11 protein-coding genes and 1 riboswitch are annotated in these 16,652 nt (G+C 25.5%); of the genes, 10 read left to right on the forward strand and 1 reads right to left on the reverse strand.

The window, feature by feature from the left end; genetic code table 11:
* The first annotated feature begins 168 nt into the window (after window positions 1-168).
* From BGI42_RS07185 to BGI42_RS07195, 3 genes are all read left to right on the forward strand, one after another.
* A complete protein-coding gene (locus BGI42_RS07185; RefSeq protein WP_069679674.1) occupies window positions 169-2,364 on the forward strand; it encodes a DNA topoisomerase III in 2,196 nt (731 codons plus the stop codon).
* A 632-nt stretch (window positions 2,365-2,996) separates the two neighbouring features.
* A complete protein-coding gene (locus tag BGI42_RS07190) occupies window positions 2,997-5,480 on the forward strand; it encodes an MBL fold metallo-hydrolase (RefSeq protein ID WP_069679675.1) in 2,484 nt (827 codons plus the stop codon).
* Window positions 5,481-5,591: 111 nt separating this feature from the next.
* Window positions 5,592-6,521 (forward strand): exonuclease domain-containing protein, encoded by a 930-nt coding sequence (locus BGI42_RS07195; protein WP_069679676.1) that lies wholly within the window; start codon window positions 5,592-5,594, stop codon window positions 6,519-6,521.
* A 297-nt stretch (window positions 6,522-6,818) separates the two neighbouring features.
* Here BGI42_RS07195 and BGI42_RS07200 read toward each other — a convergent pair whose 3' ends face one another.
* A complete protein-coding gene (locus BGI42_RS07200; RefSeq protein WP_192875394.1) occupies window positions 6,819-7,361 on the reverse strand; it encodes a hypothetical protein in 543 nt (180 codons plus the stop codon).
* Between the two features lie 309 nt (window positions 7,362-7,670).
* On the opposite strand from BGI42_RS07200, the gene BGI42_RS07205 reads away from it, so the two are divergent.
* The 7 genes from BGI42_RS07205 to BGI42_RS07235 all read left to right on the forward strand — a co-directional run bounded on the left by BGI42_RS07205 (window position 7,671) and on the right by BGI42_RS07235 (window position 16,299).
* Entirely contained in the window at window positions 7,671-8,168 is a 498-nt protein-coding gene (locus BGI42_RS07205; protein ID WP_069679677.1) for a hypothetical protein, read from the forward strand.
* 49 nt (window positions 8,169-8,217) lie between these two features.
* The gene (locus BGI42_RS07210) at window positions 8,218-8,409 is read left to right on the forward strand and encodes a hypothetical protein (protein ID WP_069681044.1); all 192 of its coding nucleotides are present in this window, start codon (window positions 8,218-8,220) and stop codon (window positions 8,407-8,409) included.
* An 83-nt stretch (window positions 8,410-8,492) separates the two neighbouring features.
* The gene (locus BGI42_RS07215; RefSeq protein ID WP_069679678.1) at window positions 8,493-8,708 is read left to right on the forward strand and encodes a hypothetical protein; all 216 of its coding nucleotides are present in this window, start codon (window positions 8,493-8,495) and stop codon (window positions 8,706-8,708) included.
* Between the two features lie 426 nt (window positions 8,709-9,134).
* Window positions 9,135-12,059 carry a helicase C-terminal domain-containing protein gene (locus BGI42_RS07220; RefSeq protein ID WP_069679679.1) on the forward strand — a complete coding sequence of 975 codons (2,925 nt, stop codon included), beginning with the start codon at window positions 9,135-9,137 and terminating at the stop codon, window positions 12,057-12,059.
* Window positions 12,060-12,436: 377 nt separating this feature from the next.
* Window positions 12,437-12,538, forward strand: a riboswitch (purine riboswitch).
* A 213-nt stretch (window positions 12,539-12,751) separates the two neighbouring features.
* Complete coding sequence (locus BGI42_RS07225) at window positions 12,752-14,044, forward strand: uracil-xanthine permease family protein (RefSeq protein ID WP_420825942.1); 1,293 nt, start codon at window positions 12,752-12,754, stop codon at window positions 14,042-14,044.
* A 1-nt stretch (window position 14,045) separates the two neighbouring features.
* Window positions 14,046-14,618 carry a xanthine phosphoribosyltransferase gene (locus tag BGI42_RS07230; protein ID WP_069679681.1) on the forward strand — a complete coding sequence of 191 codons (573 nt, stop codon included), beginning with the start codon at window positions 14,046-14,048 and terminating at the stop codon, window positions 14,616-14,618.
* 307 nt (window positions 14,619-14,925) lie between these two features.
* A complete protein-coding gene (locus tag BGI42_RS07235) occupies window positions 14,926-16,299 on the forward strand; it encodes an MATE family efflux transporter (protein WP_069679682.1) in 1,374 nt (457 codons plus the stop codon).
* The last annotated feature ends 353 nt before the right edge of the window (window positions 16,300-16,652 follow it).

A 16,652-nucleotide genomic window follows, 5' to 3' on the forward strand; every position in this document is an offset into this window, starting at 1 on the left:
ATACATATGTTAAAGACTTATTTAATATTAAGTTTTATATAATAAAGTTAAATTCAGTTTTAAATTTAAGCTAATAATATAAAAGAGATAATATATTAAAGGTATATTATCTGGTAGCTGTTTTAGAATATGAATATTAACAAAAGTCTAATTAAGAGAGGTAAAAGAATGAGCAAAATTCTTGTATTAGCTGAAAAACCTTCTGTTGGAAGAGATTTAGCTAAAGTATTAAAATGTAATCAAAATAAAGGTTCTTATATAGAAGGAAAGAATTATATTGTAACATGGGCATTAGGTCACTTAGTTACATTACAAGCCCCAGAAGGATATGGAGATAAATATAAAAAATGGAGTATGGAAACTCTTCCAATGTTACCTAAAAGCATGAAATTATGCGTTATTAAAAAAACATCTAAGCAGTTTTATGAGGTAAAGAAACAAATGCTTAGAAACGATATAAAGGAAATAGTAATTGCAACAGATTCAGGGAGAGAAGGAGAGCTTGTTGCTAGATGGATTATAGAAAAAGCTGGAATTAAAAAGCCGCTTAAAAGATTATGGATTTCTTCTCAAACAGATAAAGCAATTTTAGATGGTTTTAGAAATTTAAAACCAGGTTCTGCTTATGAAAATTTATATAAAGCAGCTCAAGGAAGAGCAGAAGCAGATTGGATTGTAGGTCTTAATGTAACAAGAGCATTAACGTGCAAATATAATGCTCAACTATCAGCTGGAAGAGTTCAATCACCAACACTTGCTATGATAGTTCAAAGAGAAGAAGAAATTAAAAACTTTAAACCTAAAGATTACTATACTATAATAGCTAAAAGCAATAAATTAGCTATGGAATGGTATTCTAATGAGTCCACTAATAGAATATACGATCATGAATATACTAAAAAGTTAGTACAAAGTTTAAGAGGCAAAGAAGGAGAAGTTATTGAAATAAAGGAAAGCAATAAGAAGCAATATGCTCCAGCTTTATATGATTTAACTGAACTACAAAGAGATGCTAATAGAATATTTGGATATTCAGCAAAGCAAACTTTGTCTATAATGCAAAGACTTTATGAAAATTATAAGATTTTAACTTATCCAAGAACTGATTCAAGATATATAACAAAGGATATAGTTCCAACATTGAAAGAAAGATTAAAGGCAATATGTGTTGGGAATTATTCATCATCTGTTAATTTTATATTAAAAGGAAATATACGTGGAAATAAAAGTTTTGTTGATGATTCAAAAGTTAGTGATCATCATGCTATAATACCAACTGAACAAAAAGTATCTCTAGGAATTCTTAGCAAAGAGGAAAAGAATATATATGATTTAGTTGTAAAGAGATTTTTAAGTGTATTATTACCACCTTTTGAATATGTTCAAACTTCAATTAAAGTTAATATAGGAAATGAAAGTTTTAGAGCTAAAGGAAAAGTTATAAAATCTAAAGGTTGGAAGATGGTTTATGACAGAAAGGATGATATGGAAGAGATAAATGAAGAAGGAACTTTAAAAGAACAAGAACTTCCTAATTTATCTAAAGGAGATAAATTAAATATAAATTCTATAGAAATAAAGAATCATCAAACTAAGCCACCTGCAAGATTTAATGAAGGAACACTTTTATCAGCTATGGAAAATCCACAAAAATATATTCATGTTGATAAGGAATCAGCAAAGACCTTAGGTCAAACTGGTGGACTTGGAACTGTTGCTACAAGAGCAGATATTATAGAAAAATTATTTAATTCTTTTGTAATAGAAAAAAGAGGCAAGGATATCTATCCAACATCAAAAGGAAAACAACTTATTGATTTAGTACCAAAAGACTTAAAATCACCACTTCTTACAGCTAAATGGGAAAAAACATTAGATGATATAAGTAAAGGAAAAGAAGAGGTTCATAAGTTTATTTCTAACATGAGAAATTATGCTATTGCTTTAGTGCAAGCTGTTAAATTTAGTAATGATAAATATGTTCATGATAATATGACAGGAAAAAAATGTCCTGTATGTGGTAAGTATATGTTAGAAGTTAAAGGCAAAAACGGTGTTATGAATGTATGTCAAGATAGGGAATGTGGTCATAGGGAAAGTGTATCTAGAATAACAAATGCCAGATGCCCTGAGTGTAAGAAGAAATTAGAACTTAGAGGACATGGAGAAGGTCAAATTTATGTTTGTCCAAATACAAATTGTAATTTTAGAGAAAAGGCATCACAATTTAAAAAGAGATTTGATAAAAAAGGTAAAGTAGATAAAAGAGATGTACAAAAGTACATGAAGAAGATGCAAAAAGAAGCAGAACAAGAAGCTATGAGTGATAATCCATTTGCAGCACTATTGAAAGAGTTTAAATAAAGGCTCTGTTTTAGTAGAATGCTGATATATATATAAGTAAAGTGGACTGAGTAATTGAACTTAGGAATGCTAAAATGAGTATAGTCCCATTTTAGCTTGCTCCAAATATAAAATTGAGACAAGCAGTAAATGTGACAATACTAATTAAGAATTCTCAAAGTCAAATTAAAATGTTATTGTACCTATTGTATATATCAATAAATATTAAAATAAAGTCTAAATAAATTAAAAATAGAGTTTTAAACAAGAGAAAGGGTTTACTAAATTTAAATTTTATTATATTTAAATTTAGTAGGCTTTTTTTGTATAAGAAGGTGAAAAAAGTTATAAATTACTTGTGATTAAAATTAATGAGCTAGTTAATTAGTTTCTATTATAGCATATGAAAAATTTACTATAGGAACTATAACTATCATATTACAAATAATGAAAAAACAACAATTACAGCATATAGATAAGTTATTTAAACTAAAATATGACATGGAATATATCCATAAATATTAGGTTATAATATTTATATAAAATTTAATTATAGATTTTGATATTTAAAGAAAAAAATAAATGATAGTATATCATGTTAGCGAAAGATAGAAAGACCTATTAATAAATAAAGTAGTAAAGGATAATGGAATATGAATTTAGATTTTTTAGGGGGAGCTTTAGAAGTTGGGGGAAGTTCTATATTATTAAAGATTGATAACAAAAATATACTTTTAGATGCAGGGATTAGACAAAATGTTAATAAAGATAGTGTTCCTAATTTCAGAGCTATTCAAGATAATGGAGGCCTAGATGCAATTATTATAAGTCATGCTCATTTGGACCATATAGGTTGTTTGCCACTTATAAGTAAGGAATATCCTAATGTTAGAATTTATATGAATAATATGACTAAAGATTTAGTTAAGGTTTTATTGTATGATAGCTTAAAAATAATGAACAATAGAGAAAGTGAAATTCCATTATATAGTGAGAATGATGTTAAACTCACTTTAAATAGAATTTTTACTTTAAATTATTTGGTTAGATTTCCTATATTTGAAGATATGCATATTACCTTTTATAATGCAGGACATATTGCAGGAGCTAGTTGTATTTATATTGAAAGTAAAGAAGGTGCAGTATTTTATTCAGGGGATTTTTCTGTTTTTTCTCAAAAAACTGTAGAAGGGGCAAAGCTTCCAAAGCTTAGACCAGATGTAGCAATATTAGAATCTACTTATGGGGATAAGCTTCATTCTAATCGTGAGATAGAAGAAAAAGCTTTAATTAATATTGTTAATGAATGTATAGATAATAATGGTAAAATGATAATTCCAGCTTTTGCATTAGGAAGAGCTCAAGAGGTAATATTAATTTTAAAAGCAGCTATGAATAAAGGGTGTTTAAAAAAGGTTAAGGTATATGTTGATGGGATGGTTAGAGATATAAACAGAGTTTATAAGAATAACCCTTTATATTTGAAGAATTCTTTGGGCAAAAAAATATTAAGGGGAATTGAACCGTTTTATGACGAAAATATTGTAGAAGTTAATTCAAAGGATAATAGAGAAGAAATATTATCAGGAAAAGAATCAGCAGTAATAATTTCAAGCTCAGGTATGCTTACTGGAGGTCCAAGTGCTTTCTACGCAGAAAAAATAGCATCTATGGAAAATGGATATATTGTTATTACAGGATATCAAGATGAAGAATCTCCAGGTAGAAGGATTTTAGATTTAGCTAATGAAGAAGAAGAAAGATATTTAAGTATTAATAATTTAAATATACCTGTAAAATGTAAAGTGAAAAAAATAGGATTATCTGCTCATTCTGATAAAAGTGAGATTAAAGGTGTTATTGAAAGGATAGCATCAAGAAATGTATTTCTAGTTCATGGCAATGAGAATGTTATAAAGACTTTAGCAGCTGAAATATCACGAGATTTTATTGGAAAGATTTTTACTCCGGATTGTGGAGAAAGTGTTACGTTAAATATTAATAATCCAAGAAAGCAATTAAGAAAAAGTTTCCCATATGTAATGAATAAAGAAATAATACTTTCTAAAGAAAATATTAAAGAATTGTGGCAGTTTGTTTCAAATAAGTATGGAGAAAAATTTTTTACAATAGAGGAATTATTATATTTATGGAAAGGTAAAGTATCTTATAACAATGGAGAAATACTTAATTTTCAAAATACAATTATAGATAATGTATATTTTGAATGTGATAATAGAAGATTATTTTTATTTAAAGTTAGAAGTGAAGATGATATTATAGAGGCTTCAAAGCCTAAAGAAATTAACCAACAAGTTTTAATGGAAATTGTTAAAGAGAAGTTTAAAGATTTTAATTATAAAAAAATAAGTATATTACTTCAAAATAAAGAGGTCATTTTAAATTTTGATTTTCCACAAAGCGTTGATGAGTCCATAGAGAAAATAATGAAGGAATTTGAAAATGAAACAGAGTGGAATATTAAAATAAATGAAAAGATAAATAATAGTTCTGCAGAAATACTTATTAAAAAGTTTATTAATTCAAATGATATAAAAAAGATATCATTTTATCCAGATAAATTTTATGTTGAAGTTTTTTTGAATTGCAATAATATGTATGGCAAAGAAATATATGATGATTTTGAGAAAATAACTGGATGGAAGCTTCTTATAACAGAAGAAGGTGGAAAAAGGGGATTAGAGAATAAAAATAAAGTTTATTTTGAAGTTTCTGATTGTTTAATGATGGAACAAAATAATGCACTGCAAGCTATTGATAAAGCATTTGAAGAAGAAAAATACAAACCATATAAAAAAAGCATAAAAAATAATGAAAAAGGAAAATATTTAGAACTTGTATTCATATCTCCTAAAATTGGAGAAAGATATTTAGAAAAGTTAGGACATTTAGCTAAGGAAACAGGGTGGACAATAGCTTTATCAGATAAGGTTAATCAAGTAGAAATTATTAATATTTTAAAAGTACTTTGTGATAAATATGGAGTAAAGTTAAAAAAGAATCCGGCTTATCTTGGAAATATGAATATTTTAATAACAATAACTGAAGGAAAAGAAAATTTTGAAAAATTAAAAAAAGAATTTGAAGAAACCACAGGATGCATTTTAAATCAATAGTTATAGTTTGAAAATATTATGTACATATATTTTTAAAATTAAATTGATATATTCAACATAACTTTATTATAATAGTTAGTTGTGTAGAATAAAAAACATAGGAGAAAAAGAATGAACTTTGTAGCTATAGATTTTGAAACTGCTAATGAAAAAAGAAATAGTCCATGTTCTATAGGAATTGTTGTTGTAAAAGATGGTGAGATTACAGAAAAGATACATCACTTAATAAAACCTAAGGAAATGAGATTTATGCCAATAAATATTGGAATCCATGGAATAAGGCCTGGTATGGTTAAAGATGAGTTAGAGTTTAATAAGGTGTGGGAAAAAATTAAACATTATTTTAATAATAATTTAGTAATAGCTCATAACGCATCATTTGATATATCTGTATTAAGAAGGACATTAGAACTTTATAACATAGAAATGCCTAGTTTTCAATATATATGTACAATGAAGCTTTCTAAAAATTTTTATAGTAATATTGACAATGCAAGATTAAATACAGTAAATAAATTTCTAGGATATGAATTTATGCATCATGATGCTTTGGCAGATGCATTAGCATGTAGTAATATTTTATTTAATATATCAGAAGAATTGAACTCAAAACATATTAATGAAATATCAAAATTACTAGGAGTAACGTTAGGATATGTAAATGAAAGTGGGTATAAACCATCTTCAACTAAAGGAAAGATCTTAAAAAAATCTAATAGACAAGCTTCAACTGAAAATATAATGGCGAATTTTAATTTTACTGCATTTGAAGATGAAGTTGTTGTATTTACAGGTGGACTAGCTTCTATGACAAGAGATGAAGCAACAAGATTAGTTAGAAAACTTAGTGGAACTGTTGGAAGTTCTGTAACAAGAAAAACAACATGTATAGTAACTAATACAAAAGATATAGATGATTTACAGAAAGAAGAAATGAGCAACAAGCTAAAAAAAGCTGTAGATTTAAAGAAAAAAGGACAAGATATAAAATTTCTAAATGAAGAAACATTTTTAAAAAGATGTACAGAAAAATTAATTTAAATTTTTTAAATAAATGAATCCCTCAACAAGAATTTTTTAAGCTTGTTGAGGGCATTTACATTAGAAGTTTTAGTTTTAGAATAATTTAATATTATAACTATACTATAATTTATAAATTGAATATATAATTAATTTTAAAAAGTTTTATATATTTAAATTCATCAAGTTTTTATCTTTTAAGTTTAGAGCACATACTTTTATATAATCTGTTGTTACATCTACAACTAAAAAATAATAAGTAGCAATAGGTAAAACTATAATTAACTGTTTACTTTTAATTTATTAATTCAGTGATAACTAATTAGAGTTATTTAACCATTTTCTATAAATATCAGGTCTATTAGTTTTAACAAAATCTAAAAATTGTTCTTTATATCCTAATTTTTGCAAGGTTTTAATAATTAAATATGGATATCTAGTTTTCTTTTTCATAGCTCTTGCAGTATCAATAAGTTTAATTTCATTTGATGATGTTAAAAAAATATGAAATGGTGCTGCATCTAATCTAGTATATCCTACTAAATTCATAGCTTCATAAATCTCAATAATTTTATTTGAAAGGTCTTCTGTAAGGAAATGAGATGATAAATATTTGTCTAATTCTATACCATCTATATATTCTCTTATAATATAGTCTTCACCAAATAAATAAAGTTTTGGAAAATGTGAATCTGTTTGTGCCATAGCTAGAGTTTCTATTTCATCGTAGCACACCTGTTTTCTTTTAAAAATTTTTATACATCTATATGAATCAATTTTATATACCTTACCTTGCGTTCCAGCACCTAAAAATTCTAATTTTTTTACATTTAAGCCTGCATATAATTTAATAATAATCACCTAACAATAAAGTAATACAATATTACTATATGATAATAAACCATCTTTGGATTAATAAAATTTTTATAATGTATTTAAATAATATAATTTGTCCATAGTGGTTTAGTGATTTTTTTTATTAAGTTGCAATATTTTAAATATATAAGAATATTTTATATTATTAGGATAATTCTTAATAATCTCCTTAGTTTTTTAGAAATTTTGAAAGGAGGTAGCTGCTGTATAATAGGATGCAAAAAATAATACTATAGAAATTACATAGATTTAGATAAAAGTATATTCTATATAATTATTGCAGCAGTAAGTATATTGGAAGACAAAGGGAATATAAAAATTAAATATTTACATTCTGATATTACTAAAAATAAAAACAATAAATTTTGTGATGAATATAAAATTTATGCTCCTAAAATTACTAAAAAATATAAAAAAACTTTTAAAATTTTACTTAAATTTACCAAAGATAGAGATAGGACATTATATATTATGTATAATAAAGTGAAAAAGTGGTATAAAGATGAAAATATAAATATGAGCATGGAAAAAATATATATTAAATCAAAATTAGGTTCTTATTTAAGTGGTGGATGTGGAATTGAGGCGTCTCTATTAACTAATTTAACTGCTAGTGCAGTTTTCGCTTATAGTAGCACATATATAAAAAAATTAGGAACTATATCGTTATTATGTTATTTAACTATCATGTCTTTTTATGGACTTTTTGTATTAAGTAAGGAAGATGATGAAGTAGAAATGTATAATTTGTTTTTAGAGGTATTAAGTGAATTAGAAAGAAGAAATGAATAAAAACAATTTTTACACACAAAATATTAGTGTAAGAAAGGAAGTGTTTAAGATGTACAAACCAAAAAGATGTTGTAGTGAAGAAGAAAAAAATGTTAAGCGTTATAATGGAGAAGGATACCATGAACTTGGAATGGCTACAGAACATTCTAATAAGGTTGTAGCATCTAATCCTATAACAGAACATTATCATGTTAAAGGATTTAATGATATTGAAGGAAAAAATTCTGATAATATCAAATAAAGTGGTGTTAATTTCTAATAATAAAGTAGCATAAAAACTTTAATTTTTACACAATATATATGTGTAGAAAGGAAGTGTTTGTTATGGATAATAATAAAGGATATTATGATCAAAGCAATAACCATGAATGCAGTAGTGGATGTCATAAAAAGGCAACACCATTAACTGACGAATATAAATTAAATGCTACAGACGGAAAAAGCGCCACTTGTAATAACTGGTCATCAGTACCTCGAAATTATGACATTAAAGAAGCATGTGAAAGACATGAAAAAACTGCTACAAATAATCAATGGTAATCTTGTTCAAAATAACAAAATATTTGTATTACAAACATAAGTTTTAAACTTTTTCCTTTCAAAATAATATACTAAATCATATTATTAATATCAAAAACAAAATTATATTTATATAATAATTATAAGGGTATACTTATAATATTTGATGCTGAAATGGTTTAGTAGCTTATTTGGAAGTCCCAGATATAAGAAAATTTTATCTGGGACTTTTTAGTGTATATGAAAATATAATATTTTTAAATCTTAAAATATTATAAAATTTAGGTTTACAATTCTTGTTAAAAACCATGGCATAAATATATTTTTAATAAATTACTTTTATTTAGTAAACAATTGTATTATGATATAATTTTTAGTAAAGAAATTGTATTATAATATTTTTAAAAGTATATTTCAATTAATTAATACTAGGAGTAAATATATACTATGGAAAATTTAAAAAGCATTTTGGATAATGTCATATATTTAGATATTGAAACAACAGGTCTTGATGAAAAAACATGTGAAATAATAGAAATAGGTGCTGTTAAAGTTAAAGATTCTAATATAAGTACATATAGAACTTTAATAAAACCTAATGGGAAAGTACCAACAAGTATTTATAAACTTTGTCAGGGATTAACAGAGGAAGAATTAATGAATTCAAGAAAGCTACAAGATGTAAAAAATGAACTTATAGATTTTTTGGAAGATTTACCTTTGATATGTCATAATGGAGATTTTGAAAAGAAATTTCTTTCATACTATATCTCAGAAATTAAAAATCAAATTCTTGATTCTATGGAACTTGCAGCAATATTGGAGCCTTGGAGAAAAGAATATAATTTAGATTCATTAATAAAAAGTGTTACTAAATTAGAAAAAGATGAATTACATAGAGGACTTGAGGATTCTTTTGATACTTTAAAAGTAGTAAATTCACTTTTATGTAGAGAATGGATTAGAGAGGAAAATAAGAAAAAAAATACATCACTATATAGTATTATAGATAAAGATTATGAATTTTTAAAAAAATGGGAATGGAAAGAATATTTATTAAAACCATTAATGTTTAATATAGATGATTACCCTTATGTTAGTTATGAAGAAAACAAAAAACAAGATATTAAACTAAAAAAGATAGACATAGATTATTCAAAGTATGAAGAATTATTGAAGGAAGAAGAAATATGGAATAATGGTGGGGATTTTGGATACAAATATAGAGAAGAACAAAAAAGTTTTTCAAATAAAATAAGAGAAAACATAGAAAGAGAAGAAAGAATTTTCATTGAAGCTCCAACTGGAAGTGGAAAAACTTTTGCATATCTTCTTATAGCTGCCACTAAAGCTTATTTAAATAAAAAGAATAAAAAAATTGAAGATGCAAGTTATTTTATTTCTACTAACACCAAAGAACTTCAAAATCAACTTATTGAAAAAGATATACCAATGATACTTAAAAAACTTGGATTGGATAAAAAATTAAATTATGGTGCTATAAAAGGAAAAGCAAATTATATTTGTATAGATAGATTAAATAAATGTGATAGATTAAATGAGAGTAAAGAAAGTAGCTTAACTCAATTATTTTTGAGAAGATTATGTGATGAAGGAAAACACGGAGACATTGAAGATGTAAGTTATTGGGCTTATATCCATTTTGAAATTGATAAATACTTAAAAGAAATAAATTGTGATAATGAGTTATGTGATTTGGATAGATGTATTAAACCATGTTATTTAAAAAATAGATATAATGAATTGCCCTATGAAAATATAACTGTAATAAATCATTCTTTATTATCATGTTACCCATATTCTGAAAAGAAGAAAATAAAACATCTAATAATAGATGAGGCACATAATCTTATAGATAAATGCTATGACTTTTTCTGTGAAGAATTTGTTTCAAATGATTTTGAAGATTTGCTAAATCAAGTAGAAAAGGGTTATCCTAGTGTTTACTCTCAACTTAGAAAATTAAATGCGGAGTATGGTTATAGAGAAACTATAGATTTAAATAAATTGCGATTTTTAGTTGAAGAAATTAAAAGTAATATAATAATATTGCTAAATGAATTTAGAAATATGAAGTTAATAAATGGTAAATATAATTTTACTACTGAATTTTTTCTACCAAGGTATGAAATTGAGGAATCAATGAGAAATTCAAGATTACCTATATCCAATATAAAGGAAAGCATATATGCTTTATATAAAGTGTTAAATGATTACATAAGAAATATTACATTAGAAGATGAAACAAATGGAGATAGGGAATTTAGAAATTTAAATGATTATGTTGGTAAATTAAAGGATAATTTTAATATAATAGATAAGTTTTTAGAAGAAAGCAAATTTTATGCAAAAGAATTAGAAGTAGACAAGGAATATAAAGGTTGTACCCTTAGAAATATACCTTTGAATGTTGGTGAATTAGTAAATGAACATATGCTTAAAGAAGTTAAAAGTGTAACATTTTTATCAGCGACTTTAAGAATAGAAAAGTCATTTGAAAAAATAAAAAATCATTTGGGTCAAGAAAATTCAAAGGAATTTATAATACCTCCTACTTTTAATTTAAAACAAAGAACCAAAATATTTGCTTTAAATGATATAGGATCTTATAATAGTTCCAATTATATTAGGAATATGGCTCAATTTATATTTAATACAGCTACAAAGCTAAATGGTCATATACTTGTTTTATTTAATAGTAATAACAGAAAACAAGAAGTATTTGAGGAATTGGAATTATTGACAAGTGGAAGTAAAATAGAAGTTCATTTAAATAGAAAGGCAATTGGATCATTAAATGACCAAAAAAGAAGTGTTATAGTGTTAGGGGGAAAAGGTTTTTTTGAAGGCATAGATGTTGCAGGAGAAGGGCTTAATTGTGTAATGCTAGATAAATTACCTAATTATAATATAGATTACCCTATATTAAAAGCCATAACAACATATCAAAATAAGATATACCAAGAAGTAAATTATCCACAACTTTGCATAAAAATGAAACAGATATATGGACGACTTATTCGAAGTGATTTAGATTATGGATATTTTGTTTTATTAGATCCTGGAAAAAATTCTAATACAATAAGAAACATAGAAAGAGATCTTGGAGGACCAGAAATTGAAGTCCTTAGTTCTTATAGAGTATTAGATAAAATGGATTATGATTATAAATTTTGGAAGAGATATAATTTAAATGTTTTATTAAGAGAAATGAGAAAAAAAGGCAAAGATGTTGAAAAAAATTTTAATGATGAATCTAAGAAACATAAATTATTTTGGCAATTAGCAGGTGTTAAAGATGGGCAAAGTTATTTTCGTAATATAGATTATAATTTAAAAGCTAAATTATAATAATTTATTTATCATAAATGTTTATTAAATAAAGTATTTAATACTAAAAAGTAAATAATTAAGATTGTTTATAAGGATTGAATTAACTAATTTATAAAGTAAGGGACATTCAATCCTTTTTTATATAAAAGAAATTATAGAATTTTTAAAGATTGAAAAGCTGATAAAATCTAAATTAAAGTAAATATTAGTAAGGAAGTATGAAGCTATATCATAGAAATATTATATATAACAAAAATTTAGTTAAAGACGAATTTTTAAATTGCAAGAATTTTTAATTAAAAATAATCAATTTTATAAAATAATATATAAATATCTTGAAAACATCTTAATAAAATATAATATGTTTGAATAAATAAGGTTTATGTGTTATAATTTCAACATTCATACGGAAGACTCGTATATTTTCAATATAATGGTTGGAAAGTTTCTACCTGCTATCCGTAAATTAGCAGACTACGAGGTATTGTTAAAATTCTTGATTAAATTACTATCTAGAAATGCAACACCTCAAATTTTATAATTTGAGGTGTTTTTTTGTTAGGTTAATTTAAGAATATATTAGTTATTTGCGTGTCTTTAGGTATGATTAAATTTACTAAAAGGGAGATAAATAATACATGCAATTAGATTTAAAGCAACAAAGAAAGCTTAGAATTAAGAAAGATGATTTACAGGAAAATCAAGAAGATATGCAATTACTTTATGGTATTGATGATAAGCCTGGCTTAGTTACTCAAATATTATTAGCATTTCAAAATATATTCGCCGCATTTGGGGGAATCATAGTTGTGCCATTAGTTATTTCAAGTGCATTAGGATTTGATACTGCAACATCAACTGCTCTTATGAGTGCTACTATATTAGCGGCTGGAATAGCTACTTTTATTCAATCAAAAGGAATTGGTCCTATAGGCTCAAGAGTAGCATGTATAATGGGAACAGATTTTACTTTTGTGTCACCAGCTATAGCAGTTGGTAGTGTTTTTGGAATTCCAGGAATCATAGGTGCAACAATACTAGGATCATTTGTGGAAGTAATTTTAAGTTTTATAATTAGACCACTTATGAAACTATTTCCACCTTTAGTTACAGGAACAGTTGTATGTTTAATAGGACTTACTTTACTTCCAGTATCAATGGATTGGGCAGCAGGTGGTGTTGGATCACAAAGTTATGGTAGTATAGTGAATATTTCAATTGCAATGATAGTAATGACTACTACTTTACTTTTAAATAGATATGGAAAAGGACTTATAAGTAGTGCTTCAATTTTAATTGGTATGGTACTTGGATACTTAATATGTATACCACTTGGAATGGTTGATTTTACTTCTGTAAGAGATGCAAGTTTTGTATCATTTCCTAAAATATTTTCATACGGTGTTACACTAGACTGGAAAGTAGTGATACCTTTTATACCTGCTTATTTTGTTACTACAATAGAAACTGTTGGATGTTTAAAGGCAATAGGAGAAGTTTCTAAAATAGAAATGGAAGATAAGAGAGTTGGTTCAGGTGTATTAGCTGATGGAGTAGGAAGTATGATTGCAGGAATTTGTGGAACGTTTCCTAATACTTCTTTTAGTCAAAATGTAGGTTTAATTCCATTAACAAAGGTAGCAAGTAAATATGTAGCAATGATGGCTGGAATTATATTGATTATATTAGGATTTTTCCCTAAGTTTGCAGCATTGATAAACATAATACCTTCACCAGTTTTAGGTGGAGTAGGAATAGTAATGTTTGGTACTGTTGCAGCTTCTGGAATTAAAACTTTAAGTAGAGTAAAATTAAATAACAGAAATTTATTAATAATAGCAACAGCAATAGGTCTTGGAGTTGGAATTACATTTCGTCCAGAGTTCATAGGTCAATTACCAGAAGGTTTAAAAATGATATTTTCATCTGGGATTTCAACAGGAACTATTGTAGCGCTAGTTTTAAATTTAATATTAAAAGATGAAAAAAGTGAGGTAAAATAAAATGGAAAATTTACATAAGCGTATATTAAAAGAAGGACAAGCACTTTCTAGTGATGTATTAAAAGTAGATTCATTTTTAAATCATCAAGTAGATGCTGATTTAATGTATGAAATGGGTACATATTTTAAAAATTATTTTAAAGATCATAATATAACAAAGATTTTTACAATTGAAAGTTCAGGAATTGCACCAACTGTTATGACTGCAATGCAAATGAATTTACCAATGGTAATATTAAAAAAACAATCATCTAAAATATTAAAAGGTGATGTATATCAAACAACTGTACATTCATTTACAAAAGGTACAGATTATGAACTTACACTTCAAAAAAAATATATAAATGAAGATGATAATATTTTAATAATAGATGATTTTTTAGCTAATGGGGAAGCTGCACTTGGAGCTGCAAGATTAGTAGAAGGTGCAGGAGCTAAGGTTGCTGGAATTGGGATAGTAATAGAAAAATCATTTCAACCAGGACCTAAACTTTTACAAGAAAAGGGATATGATGTATATTCTTTAGCTAAAATAGAAAAACTTGAAAAAGGTATTATAAAAATTGCTAAATAAAGTTTTAAGTTTATTATAAAAACAAAGGGTATTTTTGTATAAGTAAGTGGACTTATAAATTAGTTTTAAGAATTCTAAAAATAAATTTAAATGTTACTATACTTTTTATAATAAAATATCTATAATTAATTTAAAATAGTAATAAATTATAAATAATTAAAACTAGAATTGTAATTAAATTATTAGTTAATTATTAATTCTAGTTTTATTATATTGAGAATAATTGGTAAAATTATGAATTTAATACTAGTATTGTATTTGGAATTTTTAAATTAGTTTGAAAATTTATAAGGTGGGGGTAAAATTAATGGCAATAAAAAATCATATAATAAATATGATACAAGATAAAGCATTTATTCGTAAGACTATAGCAATTGCTATTCCAGTAACTATACAAGCTTTACTTAATACAATTTTAAATCTTATAGATACTATGATGATAGGTCAATTAGGAGAGACAACTATTGCAGCAGTGGGTCTTGCTAACAAAGTTTTCTTTGTGTTTACATTGTTATTATTTGGAATTGTAAGTGGATCATCAATATTAACTGCTCAATATTGGGGGAAAAGAGATATTAAAAATATAAGAAAGGTATTAGGAATATCTTTAATTATAGGTTTAATTGGAGCAATAATATTTGTTATTCCGAGCTTAATATGTCCTAATTTAGTTATGAGAATTTTTACACCAAGTGAATATACAATAAAAATAGGTGCTGCGTATTTATCAATTGTTGCATTAAGTTATCCATTAACAGCAATTACTAACGCATATATATCTTTATTAAGAGCTGTAAATGAGGTAAAGGCACCAGTTGTAATAAGTTTGTTTTCAATTTTGATTAATGCTATTTTAAACTATACACTAATTTTTGGACACTTTGGTTTTCCGGCATTAGGGGTACAAGGTGCCGCTATTGGGACTTTAATTGCTAGGATAATTGAATGTATTAGTGTATTAAGTGTAGTTTACTTAAAAAATGGGCCAGCTGCTGCAAGATTGAAGGAGTTAGTTGATTTTAATAAAGCATTTATAAAAATATTCTTTATTACAGTATCACCGGTTATTGCAAATGAGTTTATGTGGGGACTTGGAGTAACCATATATTCACTTGTATATGGAAGAATGGGCGATGGAGCAGTAGCAGCTATTACTATAACTCAAACAGTTGAGCAAATTGCAGTTGTAATATTTCAAGGTATTAGTGCCGCAACGGCTGTTATTCTGGGAAATGAGCTAGGAGCAAACAAGCTGAAAAAAGCAGATATACATGCAAAATATCTTTTTATACTGCAATTTATAGGTACTTTAGTTATAGGAATTATATGTATTTTTATGAGATGGCCATTAATAGGTTTGTTTACTGTAACAGAATCAGTAGCAGTAGATATAAGCAAATGTCTAATCGTATTTGTAGTATATTTACCTTTTAAAATGTTCAACTTAGTTAATATTACGGGAGTTCTTAGAAGTGGAGGAGATACTAAATCAGGACTAATTTTAGATACTACAGGTGTATGGCTTATAGGAATTCCTTTATCTTATTTAGGGGGAATAGCATTATCATTGCCTATATATTGGGTATATGTATTAGTATTAGCAGAGGAAATTTATAAATTTATTTTAAGCTTTAAAAGATATAAACAAAAAAAATGGCTAAAAAATATTGTTGAAGTATAAAATTTTTAATATTTATTATTTATTATTTAAAACATTAACCAATGGATGAAAATATTTTTATCCATTGGTTATTTTAATTATATTTTTAAATTTTACGGATAAGACATTAGTTGTATGATAACAATATTAATGATATTTTAATTTGTAAAAAATACGAACTTTAAAGACAAAAATTATATTAGAAATTAAATAGATAAATTAGATTAATATATAATATTATATTGACAATTAAAAAATAAAAGTCTTGATAAATAGTAGCTTTAAAGATTTTAGTTATTTATTATAATAAAATTAATAATAATGAGATTAAAAGAAAAATAATAACGAATATTAAGTGATAATTTCAAGTAAAT

It is taken from the genome of Clostridium taeniosporum (genome assembly GCF_001735765.2).
Lineage (GTDB): Bacteria > Bacillota > Clostridia > Clostridiales > Clostridiaceae > Clostridium > Clostridium taeniosporum.